The organism is Bradyrhizobium sp. USDA 3397 (assembly GCF_054060965.1).
In genome coordinates, this window is sequence record NZ_JBSSDS010000001.1 from 5,668,747 (window position 1) to 5,690,069 (window position 21,323).

The following is a 21,323-nucleotide window of genomic DNA, read 5'->3' on the forward strand; positions in this document are numbered from 1 at the left end:
TGAGGGGTCTTGGCGACTCCCGCTCAGTGCAGCTTCGGCGCCTTCAGGAGCTTGAAGCGATCGGTCGACGTCACGGTGACGTCGAAGGTGACGCCTTCATGATGAACGGTGAGCGGCACGTCGACGCCGGCGGCGCCGAGCGCCCACATTTTCTTGTAGAAGGCGGTCTGGCTCGTCACCCTGTCACCGTTCACGGCGAGAATGACGTCGCCGGTCTTGAGCTCGGCGCGGGCGGCCGGGCCATTGGCGGAGATCCCGATCACCACCACGCGGTTGTCGATCTCGGTCGAGTAGAGTCCGAGCCAGGGTCGTGCCGGCTTGTTGACACGGCCGAACTTGCGCAAGTCCTCCAGGACCGGCTTCAAGAGGTCGATCGGCACGATCATGTTGACGTGCTCGGCCTCGCCGTCACGTTCGCGATCGAGTTGGAGCGAGCCGATGCCGATCAGCTCGCCGCGTTCGTTGAGCAGCGCCGTACCGCCCCAGTTCGGATGTGCGGGAGCGGTGAAGATGGCCTCGTCCAGCAGATATTCCCAGTAACCGGCGAATTCCTGCTTGGCCACGACCTGGCTCGCGACCGAGCGCGTGCGTCCGCCGGCGCCGCCGACCACGACGCGGTCGCCGATCCGTGTCGCCGCCGACGAGCCGAGCGGCAGCGGCGCAATGTCGAGCTGGCCGAGCGCCTGCACCAGCCCGAACCCGGTCTCGGAATCGAAGCCGAGCGCATGGCCCTCCACCACGCGTCCGTCGGCGCGGTGCAGCCAGACCGACTCTGCCTCGGTGATGAGATAACCTATCGTGAGCACCAGGCCGTCATCGATCACGACGCCGTTGCCGGCGCGTTCGGTGCCCAGTGTCTCGGCACTGAAGGCGTCCGGAGGGATGATGGCGTGCAGGCCGACGACGGAGCCGAGTGCGCGGTCGAGATCGAAACCATAGTCGCTCGCCCGCGGCTGGTTCGCCGGCGGCACTCTCCATTCGGTCACAGTGCTCATGGAGTTCTCCTGGCTGAGAGCATCGCTCCGGCAAGACTGGCGGAACAACGCGCGAAGCACGCCTAATTTAGGCCGGAGCAGGCCGTCTTGAAAGCCTCGTTCCCAACTATTCGGGAGAACGCCGCGTGAAATCTTGGAAAGGCCTGGAAACGCATCGTCATCTGATCCGGCGCATGGCTGCTGTCCGGCGCGGTGCTAGGCGCCGTGCAGTGAAGCTGCTAACCATTGCCGCCTCGTTTGACCAAGGGATCACGGACGACAAGCATGGACAACCGCAGCGACATTTGGCGTGGCATCGACACGATCAAGGCACGCTTCATCGACCTCAGCGACAGGGTCTGGGGCATGCCTGAGGTCTGCTACACCGAGGCGCGGTCCGCCGCCGAGCATCTCGCCGAGCTGCGTCATCAGGGATTCCGCATCACCGAGAGCGTCGCCGGCATCCCGACTGCGCTGATCGGCGAGTGGGGCGAGGGCGGTCCGGTCATTGCCTTCATGGGCGAGTACGATGCGCTGCCGGGCCTCAGCCAGGAGGCGGGTGTCGCCGAGCATCGCCCGATCGAAAACGGCGGCCATGGCCATGGCTGCGGTCACAACCTGCTCGGTTCCGCAGCGCTGCTCGCCGCGACCGCGGTGAAGGACTGGCTGGCCGAGAGCAAGGTGCCCGGCCGGGTGCGCTATTACGGCTGTCCGGCGGAGGAAGGCGGCGCGGCCAAGGCCTTCATGGTGCGCTCCGGCGCGTTCGAGGACGCCGACATCGCCATCACCTGGCACCCGCACAGCTTCTGGGAAGTGGCGGTGACGCCCTCGCTTGCGAATACGCGCGCGGATTTCATCTTCACCGGCCGCACTTCGCATGCGGCGGCCTCGCCGCATCTCGGCCGTTCGGCGCTCGATGCGGTGGAATTGATGAATGTCGGCGTGAACTACATGCGCGAGCACATGCCGAGCGACGCGCGCGTGCACTATGCCCTGCTCGACACCGGCGGCATCGCGCCGAACGTAGTGCAAGCCCATGCCCGCGTGCGCTATTCGATCCGCGCGCGCGATCTTCCCGGCATGAACGAGTTGGTCGAGCGTGTGTCCAAGATCGCGCAAGGCGCGGCGTTGATGACCGAGACCAAGGTCGAGATGAAGATCATCTCCGCGGTCTCCAACATCCTGCCGAACACGCCGCTGGAGCAGGCGCTGCATCAGGTCATGGAAGAGCTCGGACCGCCGCATTTCGACGATGCGGACAAGAGCTTTGCCAGCCAGATCCGTGCGACCTTGAGCGATAAGGATATCGCCTCGGTCTATTACGCGATCGGCATGGAGCCGACCGATCGGCCGCTGGCCGACTTCCTGGTGCCGCTCGATGCCAAGCGCAATCCGCTGGTCGGCTCGACCGATGTCGGCGACGTGAGCTGGGTGGTGCCGACCGTGCAGGTGCATGCACCGACGGTTGCAATCGGCACGCCCTTCCACACTTGGCAGGTGGTGGCGCAGGGCAAGAGCCCGCACGCGCACAAGGCCATGGTGCAAGCAGCCAAGGCGATGGCAGGTCTCGGCATCAAGGCGTTGACGGAACCGGAGCTGATCAAGGTTGCCAAGGCGGATCTCCAGAAGCGGACGGCCCGGACTCCTTACGTCTGTCCGTTGCCGGATCACGTCGCGCCGCCGCTCGACATGTCCGTGGCGTAGGAATTCGCCTCGATACTTCGTCTGATCCAGCGAACAAATTTTCCGCAGTGCAGCGCGCAATCCAGCAGATTTTGATGCTGGATTGCCGAACGGATGGGCTGCGGAGCGCAATTTTGCCCAACGGACAGCCAATAGACCGTTTGCATACACACGGTCCCAGTTGACGTGCACCCCATTCGGTGTGCCATCTACCGCCAGCCAAACCGGCGGTCGCGAGCGGCCGCCTGCATCCATGTCGGAACCAGACGGGGGACAACCATGCTGGACAAAGAGCTGCGTTCGATGATCGGTCAGGTGAAGGACGGGCGGATGGACCGCCGCGCCTTCGTCAAGCGCCTCGCCGCGGTCGGTCTCACCGCTCCCCTCGCCAACCAGCTCCTCGCGCTCGGCGGCGTTGCCATGGCGCAGAGCCCCGCGGTCTACAAGCCGACCAAGCGCGGGGGCGGCGGCCCTCTCAAGGTGCTGTGGTGGCAGGGGCCGACGCTTCTCAATCCGCATTTCGCCACCGGCACCAAGGACCAGGACGGATCGCGGCTTTTCTACGAACCGCTCGCCAGCTGGGACGCCGACGGCAATCTCAACCCCATCCTCGCTGCAGAGATTCCTTCGCTTGCAAACGGCGGTCTCGCGGCCGATGCCAAATCAGTGGTCTGGAAAATCAAGCCGGGAGTCAAATGGCACGATGGCAAGCCGCTGACTGCCGACGACTTCGTGTTCACCTGGCAGTACGCCAGCGATCCCGCCACGGCTGCCGTCAGCATCAGCACCTATGGTGAAATCACGGTCGAGAAGGTCAGCGATCTTTCGATTCGCATCCTGTTCAAGACCCCGACGCCGTTCTGGGCCAACGCGTTCGTCGGCGCTTATGGATGCGTTCTCCCCAAGCATCTGTTTGCCGACTACAAAGGCTCGAAGTCCCGCGAGGCGCCGAACAATCTGGCCCCGGTGGGCACCGGTCCCTACAAGTTCGTCGAGTTCAAGCCGGGCGATGTGGTCCGCGGCGAGCTCAATCCAGACTATCACATGCCCAACCGTCCGCATTTCGACACGATCGAGATGAAGGGCGGCGGCGATGCCGTCTCGGCGGCGCGCGCGGTGATCCAGACCGGCGAATTCGATTTCGCCTGGAACATGCAGGTCGAAGACGACGTGCTGCTGCGTCTGGAGAAGGGCGGCAAGGGCAAGACCGTCTATGCCACCGGCGGCGACATCGAGTTCATCGCGATCAATTTCACCGATCCGAATGTCGAGATCGACGGCGAACGCTCCTCGATGAAGACCAAGCACCCGATCTTCTCCGATCCGAACGTGCGCAAGGCGCTCGCCCTACTCGTCGACCGCGACTCCGTCAAGAAGGCGATCTATGGTCGGGCCGGCCGCACCACGGCCAACTACCTCAACGGCCCCGAGAAGTTCGTCTCCAAGAACACCTCGTGGGAGTTCAACATCGAGAAGGCGTCGAAGATGCTCGATGACGCCGGCTGGAAGGTCGGCGCCGACGGCATCCGCGAGAAGGACGGCAAGAAATTCAAGCTTCTGTATCAGACCTCGACCAACGGTCCGCGCCAGAAGACCCAGGCCATCGTCAAGCAGGCCTGCCAGAAGGCCGGCATCGACGTGGAGCTGAAATCGGTCGTCGCCTCGGTCTTCTTCTCGTCTGACGTCGCCAACCCGGACACCTATCCGAAGTTCTATGCCGACATCGAGGAGTTCCAGATCCCGATGACGCAGCCCGATCCGGCCCTGCACATGCGGCGCTACATCTCCGCCAATGTGGCCACCAAGGAGAACAAATGGCAGGGGCAGAACTTCCCGCGCTACGTCAACAAGGAGTATGATGACGCCATTGCTGCGGCTGAGACCGAGACCGATCCAGTCAAGCGCGCCGCGCTCTACATCAAGTGCAACGACCTGTTGTGGCAGGACACCGTGTTCATTCCGGTGATGCATCGCCTGCTGGTGGATGCCTGCTCCAACACGTTGCGGCCGGCGCTCTCGGGCTGGGCCAATCGGACCGATAACCTCCAGGACTGGTACCGGGAGGCATGAGCGCAGGCTAGACGGGATTCTTCCCTATGAGTCAGTATGTCCTGCGTCGCCTCCTGATTGCCGTTCCGAGCCTGCTGGCGATTTCGCTGGTGCTGTTCGTCGTGCTTGCACTCGCGCCCGGCGATCCGTTCTCCGAACTGGCCACCAATCCGAACGTGCCGCCCGAAGTTCAGGCGGCACTCCGGGCCAAGTTCGGTCTCGACGATCCGATCTACCTCCGCTACCTGCACTGGCTCAACGCCATGCTGCACGGCGACTGGGGCTTCTCCTTCGTCAGCCGGATGAACGTCGACACGCTGATCCTCCAGCGCCTGCCCGCCACGCTCTACGTGATCGGCTCGGCGCAGATCCTGGCGCTGCTGATCGCGATCCCGGTCGGCGTCTATGCCGCGACCAGGCCGTATTCGCTGTTCGACCAGATCGCGAATACGCTCGCCTTCGTCGGCTTCTCGCTGCCGACCTTCTTCACCGGCATCCTGTTCATTCTGATCTTCTCGGTCACGCTGGACTGGCTGCCTTTCGTCTACACCACCGACATCAAGGCCACCGGCATCCGCTGGGTGCTGGAGATGATCCGTCAGGCGATCATGCCGGTGGCGGTGCTCGGCCTGTTCCAGGCGGCATCGATGACGCGCTTCGTGCGCTCGGCGATGCTCGACGTCATCCGGCTCGATTACGTCACCACGGCGCGGGCCAAGGGCCTCGGCCAGACCACGGTGATCATCAAGCACGTGATGCGCAACGCCATGATCCCCGTGGTCACGCTGATCGCGTTGCAGATGCCCGCGGTGTTCGGCGGCGCCATCGTCACCGAGCAGATCTTCCGCATTCCCGGCATCGGCTCGCTGCTGATCTCCTCCATCCTTTCCAACGACACGCCGGTGGTGATGGCCGTCACCTTCGTCTTCGCGTGCCTCGTGGTGCTGTTCAATCTCATCGCGGACGTGCTTTATGGCTGGCTTGACCCTCGCATCTCCCTCCGCTGAGCGGCGCGCCTATTCGCCCTGGCGCGAAGCATGGCGGCGTTACAGCCGCCACCGGCTCGCGGTGGTCAGCGCTGTCCTGCTCCTCATCCTGGTGCTCGCCGTCGTGCTTGGGCCGTTCGTGTGGCGTGTGAAGATCAACGAGATCGACATCGTCGCGGGCCTGCAGGGTCCGTCGCTCGCCCATCCCTTCGGCACCGACGATCTCGGCCAGGACATTCTGGCGCGCATGATCTATGGCGGCCGCATCTCGCTCGCGGTCGGGCTCGCCGCGATGCTGGTCGCTGTCATCATCGGCACAGTGATCGGCGCGCTCGCCGGTATGTCGCGCGGCGCGCTCGGACACGGATTGATGTGGCTCACCGACCTGTTCCTGTCACTGCCGCAGCTGCCGCTGCTGCTGCTGCTGATCTATCTGTTCCGCGACGGGCTGAAGCAGGTGTTCGGGCCCGAAGGCGGCATCTTCATCTTGATCGTGCTCGTGATCGGAGGTCTGCGCTGGATGCCGGTGGCGCGGCTGGTGCGTGCCCAGTTCTTGTCGCTCCGCGAAAAGGAGTTCGTCGAAGCCGCCCGTGCGCTCGGTGCCAGTCCGGTGCGGCAGGTGGTGCGGCACATCCTGCCCAATGCGGTCGGCCCGGTGATCATCGCCGGCACCATCGACGTCGCCGCCGCGATCATCGCGGAATCGACGCTGTCCTTCCTCGGCCTCGGCTTCCCGCCGGATACCCCGACCTGGGGCCGGCTGCTGTTTGACGCCAAGGATTTTCTCGACATCGGCCCGCACTGGGCGTTGTTTCCGGGCGGCGCGATCTTCGTTGCGGTGGTGGCCATCAACTTCATCGGCGACGGTCTGCGCGACGCGCTCGATGCGCGACGGGTGATCTGATGGCGCCGCTGCTCGAGATCAAGGGCCTGAAAACCCACTTCTCCACGGACGACGGCATCCTCCAGGCCGTCGACGGTGTCGACATCTCCATCAACAAGGGCGAGACGCTCTGCGTCGTCGGCGAATCCGGCTGCGGCAAGACCGTGACCGCGATGTCGATCCTGAAGCTGATCGCGATGCCGCCGGGCCGGATCGCGGCGGGCCAGATCATCTTCGAGGGGCGCGATCTGGTGCCGCTGACCAGCAACCAGCTCGACGAGATCAGGGCGAAGGAGATCGGCTTCATCTTCCAGGAGCCGATGACCTCGCTCAATCCGGTGCTCACCATCGGCGAGCAGATCGCAGAGAGCCTGCGGCGGCACGAAGCGGTGACCAGGAAGCAGGCGCTCGAGCGCACCATCGAGATGCTGAAACTGGTGCAGATCCCGAACGCCGAAGGCCGCGTGCACAATTATCCGCATCAGTTTTCCGGCGGCATGCGCCAGCGCGTGATGATCGCGATGGCGCTCGCCTGCAAGCCGAAGCTGATCATCGCCGACGAGCCCACCACCGCGCTCGACGTCACCATCCAGGCGCAGATCCTCGACCTATTGCAGGACATGAAGGACCGCTTCGGCATGGCGGTGATGCTGATCACCCATGCCATGGGCGTCGTCGCCGAGACAGCGCAGCGCGTCGTCGTGATGTATGCCGGCAAGGTGGTGGAGGAGGCGCCCGTCGACGATCTCTTCGGCGATCCCCGTCATCCCTATACGCAAGGCCTGATCCGCTCGATCCCGCGCATCGATCTCGACAGCGAGCACAAGACGCGGCTCGAGGCGATCGGCGGCTCTGTGCCGATCCTGATCAACCCGCCGGTCGGCTGCCGCTTCGCGCCGCGCTGCAAGTTCGCCATGAATGTCTGCACCGAGAAGGAGCCGCTGCTGCGCGAGATCGCGCCCGGTCACCGCATGGCCTGTCATCTCGGAGATACCAGCGTGGGAGCCGCGTCATGAGCGAGCCCTTGCTCCGCGTCAGCGGCTTGAAGAAACATTTCCCGGTGCTCGGCGGCCTCTTGTCGCGCCAGGTCGGCACGGTCTACGCGGTCGACGGCGTGTCGTTCTCGGTCAACCGCGGCGAGACGCTCGGCCTGGTCGGCGAATCCGGTTGCGGCAAGTCGACGACCGGGCGCTGCGTGCTGCGCCTGATCGAGCCGACTGACGGCGAGGTCACCTTCGACGGCCAGGACGTGCGCAAGCTCGGCGGCAACGATCTGCGCGCGATGCGGCGGAACATGCAGCTGGTGTTCCAGGATCCGTTCGCCTCGCTCAATCCGCGCATGACGGTCGGGGCCATTCTCGGCGAAGCCTTTACCATCCACAATCTCGCCTCCTCCTCGAAAGAGCGCGAGGAGCGCGTTGCGGGGCTTCTGGTCAAGGTCGGGCTCAAGGCCGAGCACATGCGACGCTATCCGCATGAATTCTCCGGCGGCCAGCGCCAGCGCATCGTGATCGCGCGCGCGCTCGCGGTCGAGCCGAAGCTGATCGTCTGCGACGAGCCGGTCTCCGCGCTCGACGTGTCGATCCAGGCCCAGGTCATCAACCTGCTGGAGGACCTTCAGGCCGAGCTGAACCTGACCTATCTGTTCGTCGCGCACGACCTCTCGGTGGTCGAACACATCTCCGACCGCGTCGCGGTGATGTATCTCGGCCGCATCGTCGAGCTCGCGAAAGCCAGCGACCTCTACCGCAACCCGCAGCATCCCTACACCAGGGCGCTGCTGTCGGCGGTGCCGGTGCCAGATCCAAAACTCAAGCGCGAGCGCATCCGCCTCAAGGGCGACGTGCCGAGCCCGATGAAGCCGCCCTCCGGCTGTCACTTCCACACCCGCTGCCCGATCGCCCAGCCACGCTGCGCGGAAAGCGCGCCGCCGCTGAAGGAGGGCGCGGGCGGCCATTTCGTGGCGTGCCATCTGGCGTAGTGCTATGAATCCGTAGACGGCCGATCAGCTCACGCGCTTTTCGCGGGCCATGCTATCACCTGGCCCGACATCACCAGCCGGTCTCGGCCGCTCTCCTTGGCGACGTAGAGCGCCCGGTCGGCGGCGGCAACCAGCGTGCTAGACTCCATCGCGGTCTGGGACGGAAGAGCCGCGGCGCCGCCGATGCTCGCAGTCACCAGCCGCGAAGGCGGATTTTGCGCGTGCAGCATGGCGAGATCGAGCAGCGCCTGGCGAATCGCTTCGCCGACCTCGGCGCAGCCTTCAGGACCGGTGTTCGGCAGCAGCACGGCGAATTCCTCGCCGCCATAGCGCGCCGCGAGGTCGGCCGGACGCCTGGCCTGGGCGGATAAAATCCGGGCCAGCGCGCGCAGGCAGGCGTCGCCCGCCAGATGCCCATAGAGGTCGTTGAATTTCTTGAAATGATCGACATCGATCAGTAGTAGCGAGAGCTGAGTTCCGTCGCGCCGAGCCCGCGCCCATTCGTCGGCAAGGTGGTCGTCGAAGGCGCGACGGTTGGCGAGGCCGGTGAGACCGTCAGTGGTTGCCAGCGAGGCGAGCCTGTCCTGAAGATCCTTCTGCTCGGTCATGTCGCGCACGACCGCGACGACGCCGTCGATCACGCCGCTGTCGGACGCCACGGTCACGTGCAGCGCGGCCTCGGCCCAGATCTCGCCTTTGTCGCGATGACGCTGCCGATAGACGAACCGCGCTTCCTCCGCCTCGCCATTCTTCAGCGCGGCGATGGCCTGCTCAACTCGTTCCATGTCGTCGGCGTGAATGCCGGCCAGGGCCGAGGTGCCCATCAGTTCTTCGGCCGACCAGCCGGTGATGCGCGCGCAGGAGGGAGAGACGTAGAGCAACCGGTTATCCAGCCCGATGCGGGTCACCATGTCGCTGGATTGCTCGGCCAGCAGGCGGAAATTGGCTTCCTTGGCGACCAGGGCCTGTGCCGTGCGCTGCCGCTGCATCAGCTGACGGACGAGATAGTAGCCGATCACCGCGATCAAGAGGACGAGTCCGAGGACGAAGCTCATGCGTGCTGCCGCCGCGCGCCGCCAGGGGGCGAGCACGTCATCCTGCGACTTGCTCGCCAGCACCATCAGCGGATAGCGGCTGCTGCGCTGGTAATAGCTCAGCCGCTCCACGCCATCGAGCGGCGATTTGAAATAATAGACCGCCGCGGCGGGGCGGCTCTTCCAACTCCTGAACAAGGGCGCATCGGACAGGTCGCGTCCGACGAAGGCACCGGTCTCGTCGCCGCTGCGCGCCAGCATGATGCCGTTGTCGTTTAGCAGAGATGCCGAACCGTTCGGTCCGATATCGAACCGCTCGTAGAACTTGACGAAATAGCTGACGTCGATCGTGAGCAGGGCAACGCCGGCGAAGCCGCCGTCGGAATCGTTGATCCGGCGGGAAGCCGTGATGATCCACTGGCCGCCGGAGCGGCTCTTGACGGGCCGCCCGATCAGCGTGCCCCTCTCCGGAGAATCGCGATGGCGTTGGAAATATTCGCGGTCGCTGTTGTTGAGCTTGGAGAAGTCGAGCCGCTCCGTCGTGGCCAGCCAGCGGCCGGTCGCATCATAGATGAAGATGCCGCGGATGCGCTCCGATGATTTGCGGGTCGGCAGATAGGCCTGGAGTTTCGTAATCGTGTCCGCACCCGTCCCGTCGATTTCGAGCCGGTGGACCAGCCCGACAAGTATCGTATCGGCAAGCTCGAACGTGTCGTCCGCATGCTGAATCAGCGAATGAGCAACGTTGGCGACGTCGATCTCGGCGTTCCTCAGATCGGCGTTGCGCGCCTCCCATTCGCGCCAGGCGCTCAGGCCAAGGATGGCAACGCAAATCAGCACGACGAATCCGGCCGCCCAGAGCGGAAGACGCGTCTTGCCGAGTTCGCGGCTCGTGACCATCAGGCGTGCTCCAAATCGGAGCAAACCTCTCACTTTCGCCTTAACGGCCTGTTGCAATATCCGCGATGATTGTGCGGGGTCCGTACTCGACCGGGGAACCGTCGATATCTTGGTTCATTCGCGTCAGCGGACGTTAACCACGCTCCAGGGCCTCATCCTTCCAACGTGAAGCCGACGCGCAGCGTCACCTGAAAATGACGCACGGCGCCGTTCTCGACATGGCCGCGCGTTTGCACGACCTCGAACCATCTTATTTCGCGAACGGTCTTGGAGGCGCGGCTGATAGCGTTCTTGATCGCATCCTCGATCGAGGTCTCGGATGATCCGACGAGGTCCAGGATCTTGTAGACGTGATCGTGCTCGGCTGTGGGCATGGCCTTCCCTCATTTGGTATATTGCCATCCGAAACATGCGTATGGCGGAACGTGCGCAGGCGAGCGTGCCTGGCCCACGGTCTGAACGGTCGTGGAAGCTTCGGGTTCCGTGCTCCGCGATGGCCCGCATGCACCAGGCGAGGTGGAGCGGCCGGCGCCGGCCTGCTAAGCGCTGGGTATGGACACGGCGCGACGCGACAGGACGATCGGCTCTCTCTGCCTGTGCGTAACGGCGTTCGGCTGGGCGTTGAACTGGCCGCTGATGAAGCTGCTGCTGCAGCAATGGCCGCCTTTGTTCGCGCGCGGCCTTGCGGGTGTTTGGGCCTCGCTCATTCTCGGCACCCTGGTGCTGATCCGGAAGGAATCCTTCGCCGTCCCGCGCGAGGCGGTGCCGCGCCTCTTGTTTGCGACCTTCACCAACGTCTTGGCCTGGATGGGTCTCGGCACGGTCGCGATGAAATATGTGAGCGTGAGCGAGGGCGCGCTGCTCGCCTACACAATGCCGATCTGGGCGATGCTGTTCGCCTGGCCGGTGCTGCACACGCGGCCGGCGCGACGGGATGTTCTCGGGCTTGTCCTCGGCATCGCCGGCGTCACGCTGCTCCTGAGCGGCAACGGTCTTGCGTTCAGCACCGACAAGCTGGTCGGCATTGCGCTCGCACTGCTCTGCGCCATCCTGTTCGCGCTCGGTAACGTGCTGAACCGCAAGCCGCTTCCGATGCCGCCGCTGGTCGTCGTCGCCTGGCAGGTCGGGCTCGGCTGCGCCACGATGCTGGTCCTCGGCGTGCTGTTCGAGCGCCCCGACGTCACCGCCATCACTCCGCTGGGGCTCGGCTGCTTCGTCTACATGACGCTGGTGCCGATGGGCCTCTGCTACGTCACCTGGTTCGAGACGCTGCGCCGTCTGCCGCCGACCACGGCTTCGACCGGCATGCTGATCGTGCCCGTGATCGGCGTCGTCTCCGCGGCGATCATTCTCGGCGAGCCGCTCGGCTATCGCGAATGGACGGCGATGGCGCTCACGCTCGGCGGCGTGACGCTGGCGTTGCAGCGGGGGTAGCAGAGCGCGCTGGTTCGCCCCTACGGATCCAGCTCCGTATCCCAGTACAGATAGTCCAGCCAGCTGTCGTGCAGATAGTTCGGCGGAAACAGCCGGCCGTTGCGGTGGAGTTGGTGCACGGTCGGTGCGAACGCCGTCTGGCGCGGAAACATTTTGGACTGCGCCGGGGTGAGGTTGCCCTTCCGCAAATTACACGGCGAGCACGCCGCGACCACGTTCTCCCAGGTGGTCTGGCCGCCTTTGCTGCGCGGGATGATGTGATCGAAGGTGAGGTCTTCGGGCGAGCCGCAATATTGGCAGGCGAAACGATCGCGCAGGAAGACGTTGAAGCGGGTGAATGCTGGGTGGGTGGTCGGCTTGACGAAGGATTTGAGTGAAACGACGCTGGGCAGCTGCATTTCCAGCGTGGGACTTCGAACCGCCTGATCGTAATGTGCGACGATGTTGACGCGGTCGAGGAACACCGCCTTGATCGCGTCTTGCCACGACCACAACGACAGTGGGTAGTAACTCAGCGGCCGGAAGTCCGCATTCAGCACCAACACCGGCCAACTGCCTTGCGAGACATGTGCGTTCAAGTAACGCTCCCGGCCTCCAATATACGCTGCGAAGCAGCATGTAGTGACATACTACATGCAGCGTGACGGGATTGTGAAGCCCGTTGAGCGACTTATTCAAGCGCAAGCAATGCGGCGGCGGGGTGGCAAACGTGCTCAAAAAGCCGCGATCCAGGGGGCGCGCGGAACCGCCCCAGCATGAGCTGCCGTTGCCATGGCAGCTACTCCCGTACCCGCTCCAGCTTCTGCAGGCAGCGCGTCGCGCGCACCGCGGCCGGCATCTCCTCGTCCGGAAAGCTGGTCGTCCAATTGGTGACGCCGACCTCGCCGACATAGATGTCACCCCTCGAGTCCAGTGCGAGCCCATGCGGCGCGAGGAATTTGCCGCTGGCAACGCCCGGGCCCTCCTCGCCGCCAAGCCGTGCGATGCGTTTGCCTTGTGCATCGACGATCGACAGCCGCGGGCCGAGATTGGGCACATTGCGGTTGATGGCAAGGCCGGGGCCGAGCTCGCCGATGACGAAGGTCGGGCTCTTGGCCCCGCCGCAGCAGCACAGCGCGCAGGGCCGGTGCAGATTGTTCCACTGCGTCTCGTATTTGCCCTCGCCGTCGAACACCTGGACGCGGTGGTTCTCGCGATCGGCGACATAGACCCAGCCGTCGGCATCGGTGGCGATATTGTGCACGATATTGAACTGGCCGGGATCGGTGCCCGGCTCGCCCCAGCTCTTGATCAGCTTGCCGTCGGGCGTGAATTTGTGCACGCGCGCATTGCCATAGCCGTCGGAGACGTAGATCTCGCCCTTCGGCGACAGCGCGGTATGGGTGCAGCGGTGGAACGGCTCGCCGCTCATGAACGGCGCCGGCTTTGCGGGAATGCCGATCGTCAGCAGCACCTTGCCGTCGGTGGTGCATTTGCGCACGGTATGGTCGCCGTCGTCGGTGCAATAGAGATTGTCGTCGGCGTCGATATGCAGGCCGTGCGCGCGCGAGAATAGGCCCTCGCCAAAACTGCGCAGGAAATTGCCCTCGCGGTCCAGCACCACCATCGGGTGGGCGCCGCGGTTGAAGACGTAGACGCGGTCCTTGCTGTCGACCGCGACCGAGGCGACGTCGGTGAGTTGCCAGCCGTCCGGCAATCTCGCGAAGTTGTCGACGACGCGGTAGCGGTGCTCGCCGGTGCCGAGAATGGCTGGCATTGATATCTCCTCTTGTCATTCCGGGGCACGGGGAGCGTGAGCCCGGAATCCATCGGGCCGCGGGTTCCGGAGTTTCCATGGATTCCGGGTTCGCGCTGACGCGCGCCCCGGAATGACGGCTGTAGCTATATTCGTGCCAAAATCCCTTCCTCGATCGCCTTGATCTGCAGCGCCAGATATTTCGAGTTGATCCGGCATTGCGCCAGGCTCCCCGCAATGAACCAGAGGCCGGGCTGCTTGGTGCGCGCATACATGTTGCGCAGCTCGAAGCCGTCGCCAAAACCCCAGATCGGGCCGACGCGGTCGGCGATGCCGTCGCCGAACAGCTTGCGCACCAGATACTCCTGCGGCTTGTAGCCGGTCGAGAGCACGATCAGGTCGGCGGCGATGATTGAGCCGTCCTTCATCCGCGCGCCCTCGGCGTTGAAGCTTTCGATGTCGGAAATCTGCCTGAGCTTGATCTTGCCCTCGACGATCAGGTTGGAGCAGCCGACGTTGAAATAATAGCCGCCGCCACGGGTGAGGTATTTGAACTGCCAGCCGGTGCCGGCCTCGCCGAAATCGAGCCTGAAGCCGACGCGCGAGAGGCCGTCGAGCAGCTCCTTGTCGAGCTCCTTGGATTGCTCGGTCAGCATCGCATGCGTCTTCTTCGCGAGCGGCGTCGGCATCGAGGCCGCAATCAGGTCGTTGTCCTCGAGCGTGCCCTCGTTGTAGGTCGCATAGGCCAGCTGCGCCGACGGCTCGATATTGGTGACCAGCGTCGGCGAACGCTGCACCAGCGTCACCTCGGCGCCGCTGGAATGAAGATCCTGCGCGATGTCGTGACCGCTGTTGCCGGTGCCGATGACGATCGCGCGCTTGCCGGTCCAGTTCTCCCCGTCCTCGTAACGGCTGGAATGCACCAGCGTGCCCTTGAAATTGTCGAGGGTCGGAATGTCGGGAATGTTGGCGATGCCGCTGACGCCGGTCGCTATGATCACATGGCGCGGATGCATGGTGCGCTTGCTGCCGTCGGCGCGCCGCAGCGTGACGGTCCAGTGGCCTTTAGCCTCGTCATAGGCGCCGCCCTCGAAGTCGGTGCCGGTCCAGAAGTTCAGCTCCATCGCATCGACATAGGCCTCGAACCAGTTGGCGAGCTTGTCCTTGGGGATATAGACCGGCCAGTTCGGCGGAAACGGCATATAGGGCAGGTGATTCACCTGCACCTGGTTGTGCAGGGTCAGCGCGTGATAACGCTTGCGCCAATTGTCGCCGATCCGCATCTCGCGATCGACGATCAGGGTGTCGACCTTCAGCTGCTTTAGCCGCGCAGCAATGGCGAGCCCGGCCTGGCCGCCGCCGACCACCAGCACGGCCGGGTCACGATCGACATAGTCGCGCGAGGCGTTGCGCTGGTCGAGCCAGTTCGGCCCGCAGAAGTCGCGCGAATAGGCCTGGCCGCGCGGCCGCCAGGTGCCGAGTTGTTCCTCGAAGCCTTTCAATTCGTCGAGCGCGGTGAGCAGCGTCCAGGCTTTCAGGCTGTCGTCAGGGCCGTCGGGAATGAGCCGGACGATGCCGCTGCCGCGGCCGAGCGCGGTCTCAAAATTGAAGATCGCTTCGATGTTGTTGGTGCCGGCCCGCGTCACCCAGCGCGGCGGCGCCCGGTTCGGTGCGATCTTGAAATTGGTCGGCGTTGCCTTGGGCGCCAGCGCGGCCAGCGCTTGCGCAATCGTCTCGCGCCCGGCGATTGTCTGCAGGTTCCAGCTCAGCGCCAGCACGTCGCGCCAGAAGCCGTCGGCGAGGAAGAGCGGGCCCAGCGTCGCGGGATCAGGTCTGCTTAAGGTGCGCTCGAAGTCGTCGAGCCAGGCCTGTGCGGCAATGGAAATATCCTGCGTCCGGTCCAGCATGCGCGACCTCATGGCCGTCTTCGCGGCGTTTCCTCAGAGATCGAACGCTATACGGTTTCGCCGCCCGCCAAAAGCCGCGGACCCGAGCGAGGCCGGCATGCGGCCCTGCCCGGACGGAATATGGCCCGGAATTCCACGCGTGCGGACGCCGCCGGAGAACGGCTTAAGCGCCGCCCGGCCCCCGGTCTGCCCAATAGGGATCGCGCAGCTTGCGCTTGAAGATCTTTCCGGTTGCCTCGCGGGGCAGCGCATCCAGGAACTTGACCTCCTTCGGCACCTTGAAGTTGGCCAGGCGTTCGCGCAGATAAGCCTGCACCGCGGCGGCCGAGAGTTGCTCGGCCCTGTCGGGCTCGATGCAGGCGCACAGCCGCTCGCCATATTCCGCGTCCGGGATGCCGAACACGGCGCAATCGCGCACGCCGGGCATCGCGATCAACACGTTCTCGATCTCGGCGGGATAGATGTTGACGCCGCCCGAGATCACCATGTCGCGCTTGCGGTCGCACAGGAACAGATAGCCGTCCTCATCGAGATAGCCGACGTCGCCGACGCTGACGAGACCGTCGCGCCCGGCCTCGGCGCGCGCCTGCGCCTTGCCGTGATAGTCGAAATCGGGCACCGCGGTCTGGCGCATGTAGATCTCGCCGACCTCACCAGCATCGCAGAGGCTGCCGTCGTCGCGAAAGATCTTGACGATGCCGCCTTCGATGGCGCGGCCGACCGTGCCGGGCTTCTTCAGCGCCTCTTCGGCCGAGTGCCAGACCGGGATGCCGGTCTCGGTCGAGCCGAAATATTCGTTGATGACCGGTCCCCACCACTCGATCATGGCCCGCTTCACCTCGGGCGGGCAGGGCGCCGCGCCGTGCACGACGAAGCGCAGCGACGACAGGTCGTAACGCTGCCTGACCGCTTCGGGCAGGCGCAGCAGACGGACGAACATAGTCGGCACCATGTGGATATGCGTCACACGGTGGCGCTCGATCAGCGCCAGCAGCTCCTCGGCGTCGAAGCGCGGCTGAAGCACGATGGTGCAGCCGTTGCGGAACGCCATCATGCCGTAGGAATGCGGCGCCGAGTGGTACATGGGACCGTTGATCAGCACGACCTGGTCCTCGCGCGGTTTGATGCCGTAGGCGATCGCGCCGACCCGCTCGGAGGCGGCGGCCTGTTCCGGCTGCATCGGCATACGCCGCACGCCCTTCGGCATGCCTGTCGTGCCAGAGGTGTAGATCATCGCCGCGGCCCGGCGCGGCGGCTCCTGCATTTCGGTGTGGCCGTCGCGCCAGCGGTCCCAGTCGGTGAGGCCAGCCGGGATCTCGGTCAGCTCCTGGGGAATGGCGAAGGTCGCCGCCAGCTCGGGCGGCGTCGCGACCACGAGCAGGCGGACATCCTCCGGAGTGCCGCCGCGGATTTGCGGCAGCAGGTCGGCGTGGCAGATCAGGATCTTCGCGCCGCTGTCGGTCAGGATGTAGCGGACCTCCTCGGCCTTCAGGTGCCAGTTGATCGGCACCACGGGGCTGCCCAGTGCGGCCGAGGCCGCGACCACCTCGAACAAGGCGAAGTCGTTGCGCAGCATCATGGCGACCGGTGCGCCTTCGGCAAGGCCGAGGGCGCGCAGCCCGCTCGCCGCGCGCCTGATGCGCGCCTGGATCTCGTCATGGCCGATCCGGCGTTCGCCGCTGATGATCATGGTCATTCCCATTCCGTTGGAGTCAGCGATCGTCCAGCACGTCGCCGAAGCCGACCCAGCTCTTGCCGTTGAAGCGCCGCAGCTGCAGCTGCTGGAACGGCAGATAGTCGTCGGCTGCGGTGCTGACGGATATGCCGGGCAGCAGCAGCGGCAGCTTCACCTCTTTCAGCGAGGCGGACTGGCGCATGATGTTGTCGCGGCTGAAATCGTCCTTGCATGCCTTCAGCACCGTCATCAGCAGCGTCGCGTAATGGTAGCCGGCCGCATAGTTGGAGTTGGAGAGGTCCGCATTCGGCATGTACTGCTTCATGAAGGCGAAATACTCCTTCACGCCGGGATCGCTGGCCCATTGCGGGTCCATCGTGTCCTTCTGGTTGCTCGACGAGATCAGGCCGACGGCGTTCTCGAGCCCGGCAGGCTCCAGGAACGAGATCGACGAGGCCGAGGTCGGCACGAAGAACAGCTCGGGCTTCCAGCCGAGCTCGGCGACGCCCTTGATCATCTGCGAGGTGAACTTGCCGAGCACGACGCCGAACAGCACGTCGGCGCCAGATGCCTTCAGGGTCGAGAGCTGCGAGCTGATCGTCGGCGCGCTGGTCTCGTAGGTCGCCTCCGCAACGATCATGCCGGCGGCCTTGTCCCCGAGCGCGCGCTTGAAGCCGGCGACATAGTCGCGGCCGAAATCGTCGTTCTGGGACAGGATGGCGATCTTGGCGCCCGGCTTGGTGCGCAGCACGTGCTTGGCATAGACCACGCCTTCGGATTCATAGGCGGCCATGCCGGGCATGGTCCATGGATATTTCTGCGGATCGGCCCATTTGGTCGCGCCGGAAAGCACGAACAGCTGCGGCACCTTCTTGCCGTTGAGGTAGCGATGCACGGCGCTATTGGTGGCGGTGCCGAGCGAGCCGAACAGCATCAGCACTTCGTCCTGCTCCACCAGCTTGCGGGTCTGCTCAACCGTCTTCGGCGGCGAGTAGGCATCGTCCAGCGTGATGAACTTGACCTTGCGGCCGTTGATGCCGCCTTCGGCATTGATCTTCTCGAAGAACGCCTCCTGCGTCCGGCCGATCGCACCGAAGCCGGAGGCCGGGCCGCTATAGGGCAGGGTCTGTCCGATCCGTATCTCCGTGCCTTCGGCGTGAGCGCTGTCCGTGGCGAGTGCCAGCAGGGACAGACCGATCAGTGCGGCTGCCAGCTTCATGATATCCTCCCGTTTGTCTTGTCAGTTGGAGACGTCAGGCGCAGACGCGCATTAGGAAATCCTGCCTCGCCTGATCGAATTCACGCTTCATGCGGTCGACGAGCTCCGCAACGGGCGGGGCATCAGTAATCTGGCCGATGCCCTGGCCCGATCCCCAGATGTCGCGCCACGCCTTGGACTTCATGTTGCCGCCGGAGCCGAAATTCATCTTCGATTTGTCGGCGGCGGGGAGGTTGTCCGGGTCGAGGCCGGCGGCAGCGATCGACGGCCCCAGGTAATTCCCGTGCACGCCGGTGAACAGGTTGGTGTAGACGATGTCGTGCGCGGCGTGCTGCGTCAGCGCAGATTTATAGGCCTCATCGGCGTTGGCTTCCTGCGTCGCGATGAAGCGCGTGCCCATATAGGCGAGGTCGGCGCCCAGCGTCAGCGCCGAGGCGATGCCATAGCCGTCGCTGATCGCGCCCGACAGCAGGACGGCGCCGTCAAACCATTGCTTGACCTCGCGCACCAGCGCAAAGGGCGACAGCGTGCCGGCGTGCCCGCCCGCACCGGCGCAGACCAGGATCAGGCCGTCGACGCCCTGCTCGGCGGCCTTGCGCGCGTGCTTGACGTTGATGACGTCGTGGAACACCAGCCCGCCATAGGAATGCGCGGCCTCGACGATCTCCGCCGGCGGCCGCAGCGAGGTGATGATGATCGGCGCCTTGTGCTTGACGCAGGTCTCCATGTCCTTCATCAGCCGGTCGTTCGAGGCATGGCAGATCTGGTTGACGGCGTAGGGCGCGACCTTCTTGCCGGGATTGCGCGATTTGTACTCGCCGAGCTCGTCCTCGATCCGGCTCAGCCATTCGCCGAGCTTCTCGACCGGGCGGGCATTGAGCGCGGGAAAGGAGCCGACGACGCCCGCCTTGCACTGAGCGATCACCAGTTCCGGGCCGGAGACGATGAACAGCGGCGAGCCGACCACGGGCAGCTCGAGCGAATCCTTCAAGAGATTGGGTAGTGCCATCATGTCCTCCCGAAACGCAGCCCCGCCCGCGGGCGGATGACGAGGCGTTTCCGTATTGATTGTCGCGCGGGCGGATGGGCCGCCCGGGCCGCGGATTTGATCCCATTATAAGGTTGGACGACGCGGCCCGGCCGTTCAATAATGAACGGACGATCATTCAGGTATGAACAGGGCTGCCGATGGATTGGGACCTTTGCAAGACCTTCGTCGCGGTCGCCGATACCGGCAGCTTCACCGCCGCTGCCCGCCGCCTGCACACCAGCCATCCCACTGTCAGCCGCAAGATCGCGGCGCTGGAAGCCCAGCTCGGCACCAGATTGGTGGCGCGCGCCGCCGACGGCCTGGCGCTGACCGCGGATGGACGGACCTTGCGCGAGCACGCCGAGGCCATGGCGGCCGCAGCGCTGCGGGCCGAGACCGCAGTGGCGGCGGGTGGACACAAGGCGCGCGGCATCGTCAAGCTGTCGATCGGCGCGACGCTGGCCTCGCACTGGCTGATGCCGCGCTTGCCAGCCTTCCTGCGCGCGCACGATCATATCCAGCTCGAGATCATCACCCATCCCTTTCCGGCGAGCGTGCGCCGGCGTGAGGCGGACGTGGTGCTGCGGCCCTTCGATACCGGGGAGGAGAACCTGGTCGGCCGCAAGATCGGCCGTCTCGGCACCGGCTTCTATGCCTCGCGCGATTATGCCGCCGGGCGGTCCTTGCCGGAACGGCGCGGCGATTGGAAGGAGCACAGCGTCATCGGCTTCGCCGACCAGACGTCCAATGCGCAGCTTGCGCGCTGGAGCGACGTCGTCACGCGGCAGGCAAGGGTGGCGATGCGCTGCTCGTCCCAGGGGGACATGCTGGCGGCGGTCCGCGCCGGCATCGGAATCTCCGCGCTGTCGTGCTTCGTCGCCGAAGCCTACTCCGATCTCGTGCGCGTCGCTCCGCAGAAGCTCGCCAGCGTGGCGGATCTCTGGCTGCTGGCCCACCCCGACCTCGTCGAGCTGCCGGCGGTGCGCGCCGTGATCGAATTCGTCGCCGAATGCGCCCGGACCGACCGCGCGCGGCTACGGGGTTAGCCCGCTCCCGCGAGCACGCCCTCGCGCTTCTTCACCGCGCGGTAATAGCTCCACCACAGATGCGCCGCCGCACCGCGCAGCGGACGCCAGGGCTCGGCGATCGGCGCCATCTGCTTCTCCGTCGGCCGCGCCTTGAGGCCGAGGCCGATACGGATGCCTTCCTGCACGGCGAGGTCGCCGGCCGGCCAGGCATCGCCGTGGCCGAGGCAGAACAACAGGTAGAGGTCGGCCGTCCAGGGGCCGATGCCGGGCAGCGCGATCAGGGTGTGATGCGCGGCGTCGGCATCCTCCTCGGCGAGCACGTCGAGATTCAGCCGCTGCGCGGCGATCTCGCGGGCGAGATGCTTGAGCGTCTTGATCTTGGCGGCGGAGAGGCCGAGCCGCCCCAGCCGGTCGGCGCGGGCGCGGCGCACGGCGTCATGGTCGAGCGGATCGAATGCGGCCGACAGCCGTCCCCAGATCGCCGCGGCGCTCGCGGTGGAGAGCTGCTGTCCGCAAACGATGTGCGCGAGCCCCGTAAACCCGGGCTCGCGCCGCCGCAACGCCGGCATGCCCGCGATCTCGAGCACGGGCTTGAGCCGCGGATCGCGCTTGATCAGCGCGTGGACGGCCTCTTCGAGATCGGACTGGGTTTCGAGGTGGATGGTCATGGCGGGCGGGTTCTCTCCAGCGTCATGGCCGGGCTTGTCCCGGCCATCCACGTCTTTCTCACCGCGAGGCACTGTGTAGCATGAGCGGTGGTCGTGGTGTTTGTTCGTGACGTTGACACCATCGGTCTGTGGTACCG

At 65.2% G+C, this 21,323-nt stretch carries 18 protein-coding genes; 8 read left to right on the plus strand and 10 right to left on the minus strand.

What is annotated here, in order from left to right; translation table 11 throughout:
• Nucleotides 1-23: 23 nt before the first annotated feature.
• A complete protein-coding gene (locus ACVWYQ_RS26200) occupies nt 24-995 on the minus strand; it encodes a S1C family serine protease (protein ID WP_157286809.1) in 972 nt (323 codons plus the stop codon).
• A gap of 264 nt (nt 996-1,259) precedes the next feature.
• Between ACVWYQ_RS26200 and ACVWYQ_RS26205 the strand changes: the two genes are divergently transcribed.
• From ACVWYQ_RS26205 to ACVWYQ_RS26230, 6 genes are all read left to right on the plus strand, one after another.
• Nucleotides 1,260-2,678, plus strand: coding sequence for a M20 family metallopeptidase (locus ACVWYQ_RS26205; RefSeq protein WP_271546150.1), 1,419 nt, complete (start codon nt 1,260-1,262; stop codon nt 2,676-2,678).
• A 258-nt stretch (nt 2,679-2,936) separates the two neighbouring features.
• A complete protein-coding gene (locus ACVWYQ_RS26210; protein ID WP_271546149.1) occupies nt 2,937-4,727 on the plus strand; it encodes a peptide ABC transporter substrate-binding protein in 1,791 nt (596 codons plus the stop codon).
• A 26-nt stretch (nt 4,728-4,753) separates the two neighbouring features.
• Entirely contained in the window at nt 4,754-5,713 is a 960-nt protein-coding gene (locus ACVWYQ_RS26215; RefSeq protein WP_025033623.1) for an ABC transporter permease, read from the plus strand.
• Entirely contained in the window at nt 5,679-6,596 is a 918-nt protein-coding gene (locus ACVWYQ_RS26220; RefSeq protein WP_035996800.1) for an ABC transporter permease, read from the plus strand. The genes ACVWYQ_RS26215 and ACVWYQ_RS26220 overlap by 35 nt, the downstream gene beginning before the upstream one ends.
• A complete protein-coding gene (locus tag ACVWYQ_RS26225; protein WP_036040321.1) occupies nt 6,596-7,591 on the plus strand; it encodes an ABC transporter ATP-binding protein in 996 nt (331 codons plus the stop codon). Before ACVWYQ_RS26220 ends, ACVWYQ_RS26225 begins: the two co-directional genes overlap by 1 nt.
• Nucleotides 7,588-8,556: an ABC transporter ATP-binding protein gene (locus tag ACVWYQ_RS26230; RefSeq protein WP_035996776.1), complete on the plus strand. Its 969-nt coding sequence runs from the start codon at nt 7,588-7,590 to the stop codon at nt 8,554-8,556. Before ACVWYQ_RS26225 ends, ACVWYQ_RS26230 begins: the two co-directional genes overlap by 4 nt.
• 29 nt (nt 8,557-8,585) lie before the next feature.
• On the opposite strand, the gene ACVWYQ_RS26235 is transcribed toward ACVWYQ_RS26230, so the two are convergent.
• Both ACVWYQ_RS26235 and ACVWYQ_RS26240 read right to left on the minus strand, forming a co-directional pair.
• Nucleotides 8,586-10,490, minus strand: coding sequence for a sensor domain-containing diguanylate cyclase (locus ACVWYQ_RS26235; protein ID WP_404545509.1), 1,905 nt, complete (start codon nt 10,488-10,490; stop codon nt 8,586-8,588).
• 152 nt (nt 10,491-10,642) lie between these two features.
• Nucleotides 10,643-10,864, minus strand: coding sequence for a dodecin (locus tag ACVWYQ_RS26240; protein WP_036020706.1), 222 nt, complete (start codon nt 10,862-10,864; stop codon nt 10,643-10,645).
• 178 nt (nt 10,865-11,042) lie between these two features.
• Here ACVWYQ_RS26240 and ACVWYQ_RS26245 point away from each other — a divergent pair, with 178 nt between their 5' ends.
• Nucleotides 11,043-11,924, plus strand: coding sequence for a DMT family transporter (locus ACVWYQ_RS26245; protein WP_404545511.1), 882 nt, complete (start codon nt 11,043-11,045; stop codon nt 11,922-11,924).
• Nucleotides 11,925-11,944: 20 nt separating this feature from the next.
• On the opposite strand, the gene ACVWYQ_RS26250 is transcribed toward ACVWYQ_RS26245, so the two are convergent.
• The 6 genes from ACVWYQ_RS26250 to ACVWYQ_RS26275 all read right to left on the minus strand — a co-directional run bounded on the left by ACVWYQ_RS26250 (nt 11,945) and on the right by ACVWYQ_RS26275 (nt 19,469).
• Nucleotides 11,945-12,502: an HNH endonuclease gene (locus ACVWYQ_RS26250; protein WP_057028390.1), complete on the minus strand. Its 558-nt coding sequence runs from the start codon at nt 12,500-12,502 to the stop codon at nt 11,945-11,947.
• 200 nt (nt 12,503-12,702) lie between these two features.
• Nucleotides 12,703-13,680 carry a peptidyl-alpha-hydroxyglycine alpha-amidating lyase family protein gene (locus ACVWYQ_RS26255; RefSeq protein WP_271546140.1) on the minus strand — a complete coding sequence of 326 codons (978 nt, stop codon included), beginning with the start codon at nt 13,678-13,680 and terminating at the stop codon, nt 12,703-12,705.
• A gap of 125 nt (nt 13,681-13,805) precedes the next feature.
• The gene (locus ACVWYQ_RS26260; RefSeq protein ID WP_456726536.1) at nt 13,806-15,566 is read right to left on the minus strand and encodes an NAD(P)/FAD-dependent oxidoreductase; all 1,761 of its coding nucleotides are present in this window, start codon (nt 15,564-15,566) and stop codon (nt 13,806-13,808) included.
• A 163-nt stretch (nt 15,567-15,729) separates the two neighbouring features.
• Nucleotides 15,730-17,256 carry an acyl-CoA synthetase gene (locus tag ACVWYQ_RS26265; protein ID WP_456727209.1) on the minus strand — a complete coding sequence of 509 codons (1,527 nt, stop codon included), beginning with the start codon at nt 17,254-17,256 and terminating at the stop codon, nt 15,730-15,732.
• 22 nt (nt 17,257-17,278) lie between these two features.
• Nucleotides 17,279-18,460, minus strand: coding sequence for an ABC transporter substrate-binding protein (locus tag ACVWYQ_RS26270; protein ID WP_157286816.1), 1,182 nt, complete (start codon nt 18,458-18,460; stop codon nt 17,279-17,281).
• Between the two features lie 34 nt (nt 18,461-18,494).
• Entirely contained in the window at nt 18,495-19,469 is a 975-nt protein-coding gene (locus ACVWYQ_RS26275; protein ID WP_404655778.1) for an NAD(P)H-dependent flavin oxidoreductase, read from the minus strand.
• Nucleotides 19,470-19,648: 179 nt separating this feature from the next.
• Here ACVWYQ_RS26275 and ACVWYQ_RS26280 point away from each other — a divergent pair, with 179 nt between their 5' ends.
• On the plus strand, nt 19,649-20,536 hold the full coding sequence (locus ACVWYQ_RS26280; RefSeq protein WP_035996816.1) for a LysR family transcriptional regulator: 888 nt from the start codon (nt 19,649-19,651) through the stop codon (nt 20,534-20,536).
• Here ACVWYQ_RS26280 and ACVWYQ_RS26285 read toward each other — a convergent pair.
• Nucleotides 20,533-21,186 carry a DNA-3-methyladenine glycosylase family protein gene (locus ACVWYQ_RS26285; protein ID WP_157286851.1) on the minus strand — a complete coding sequence of 218 codons (654 nt, stop codon included), beginning with the start codon at nt 21,184-21,186 and terminating at the stop codon, nt 20,533-20,535. The genes ACVWYQ_RS26280 and ACVWYQ_RS26285 overlap by 4 nt on opposite strands.
• Nucleotides 21,187-21,323: the final 137 nt, after the last annotated feature.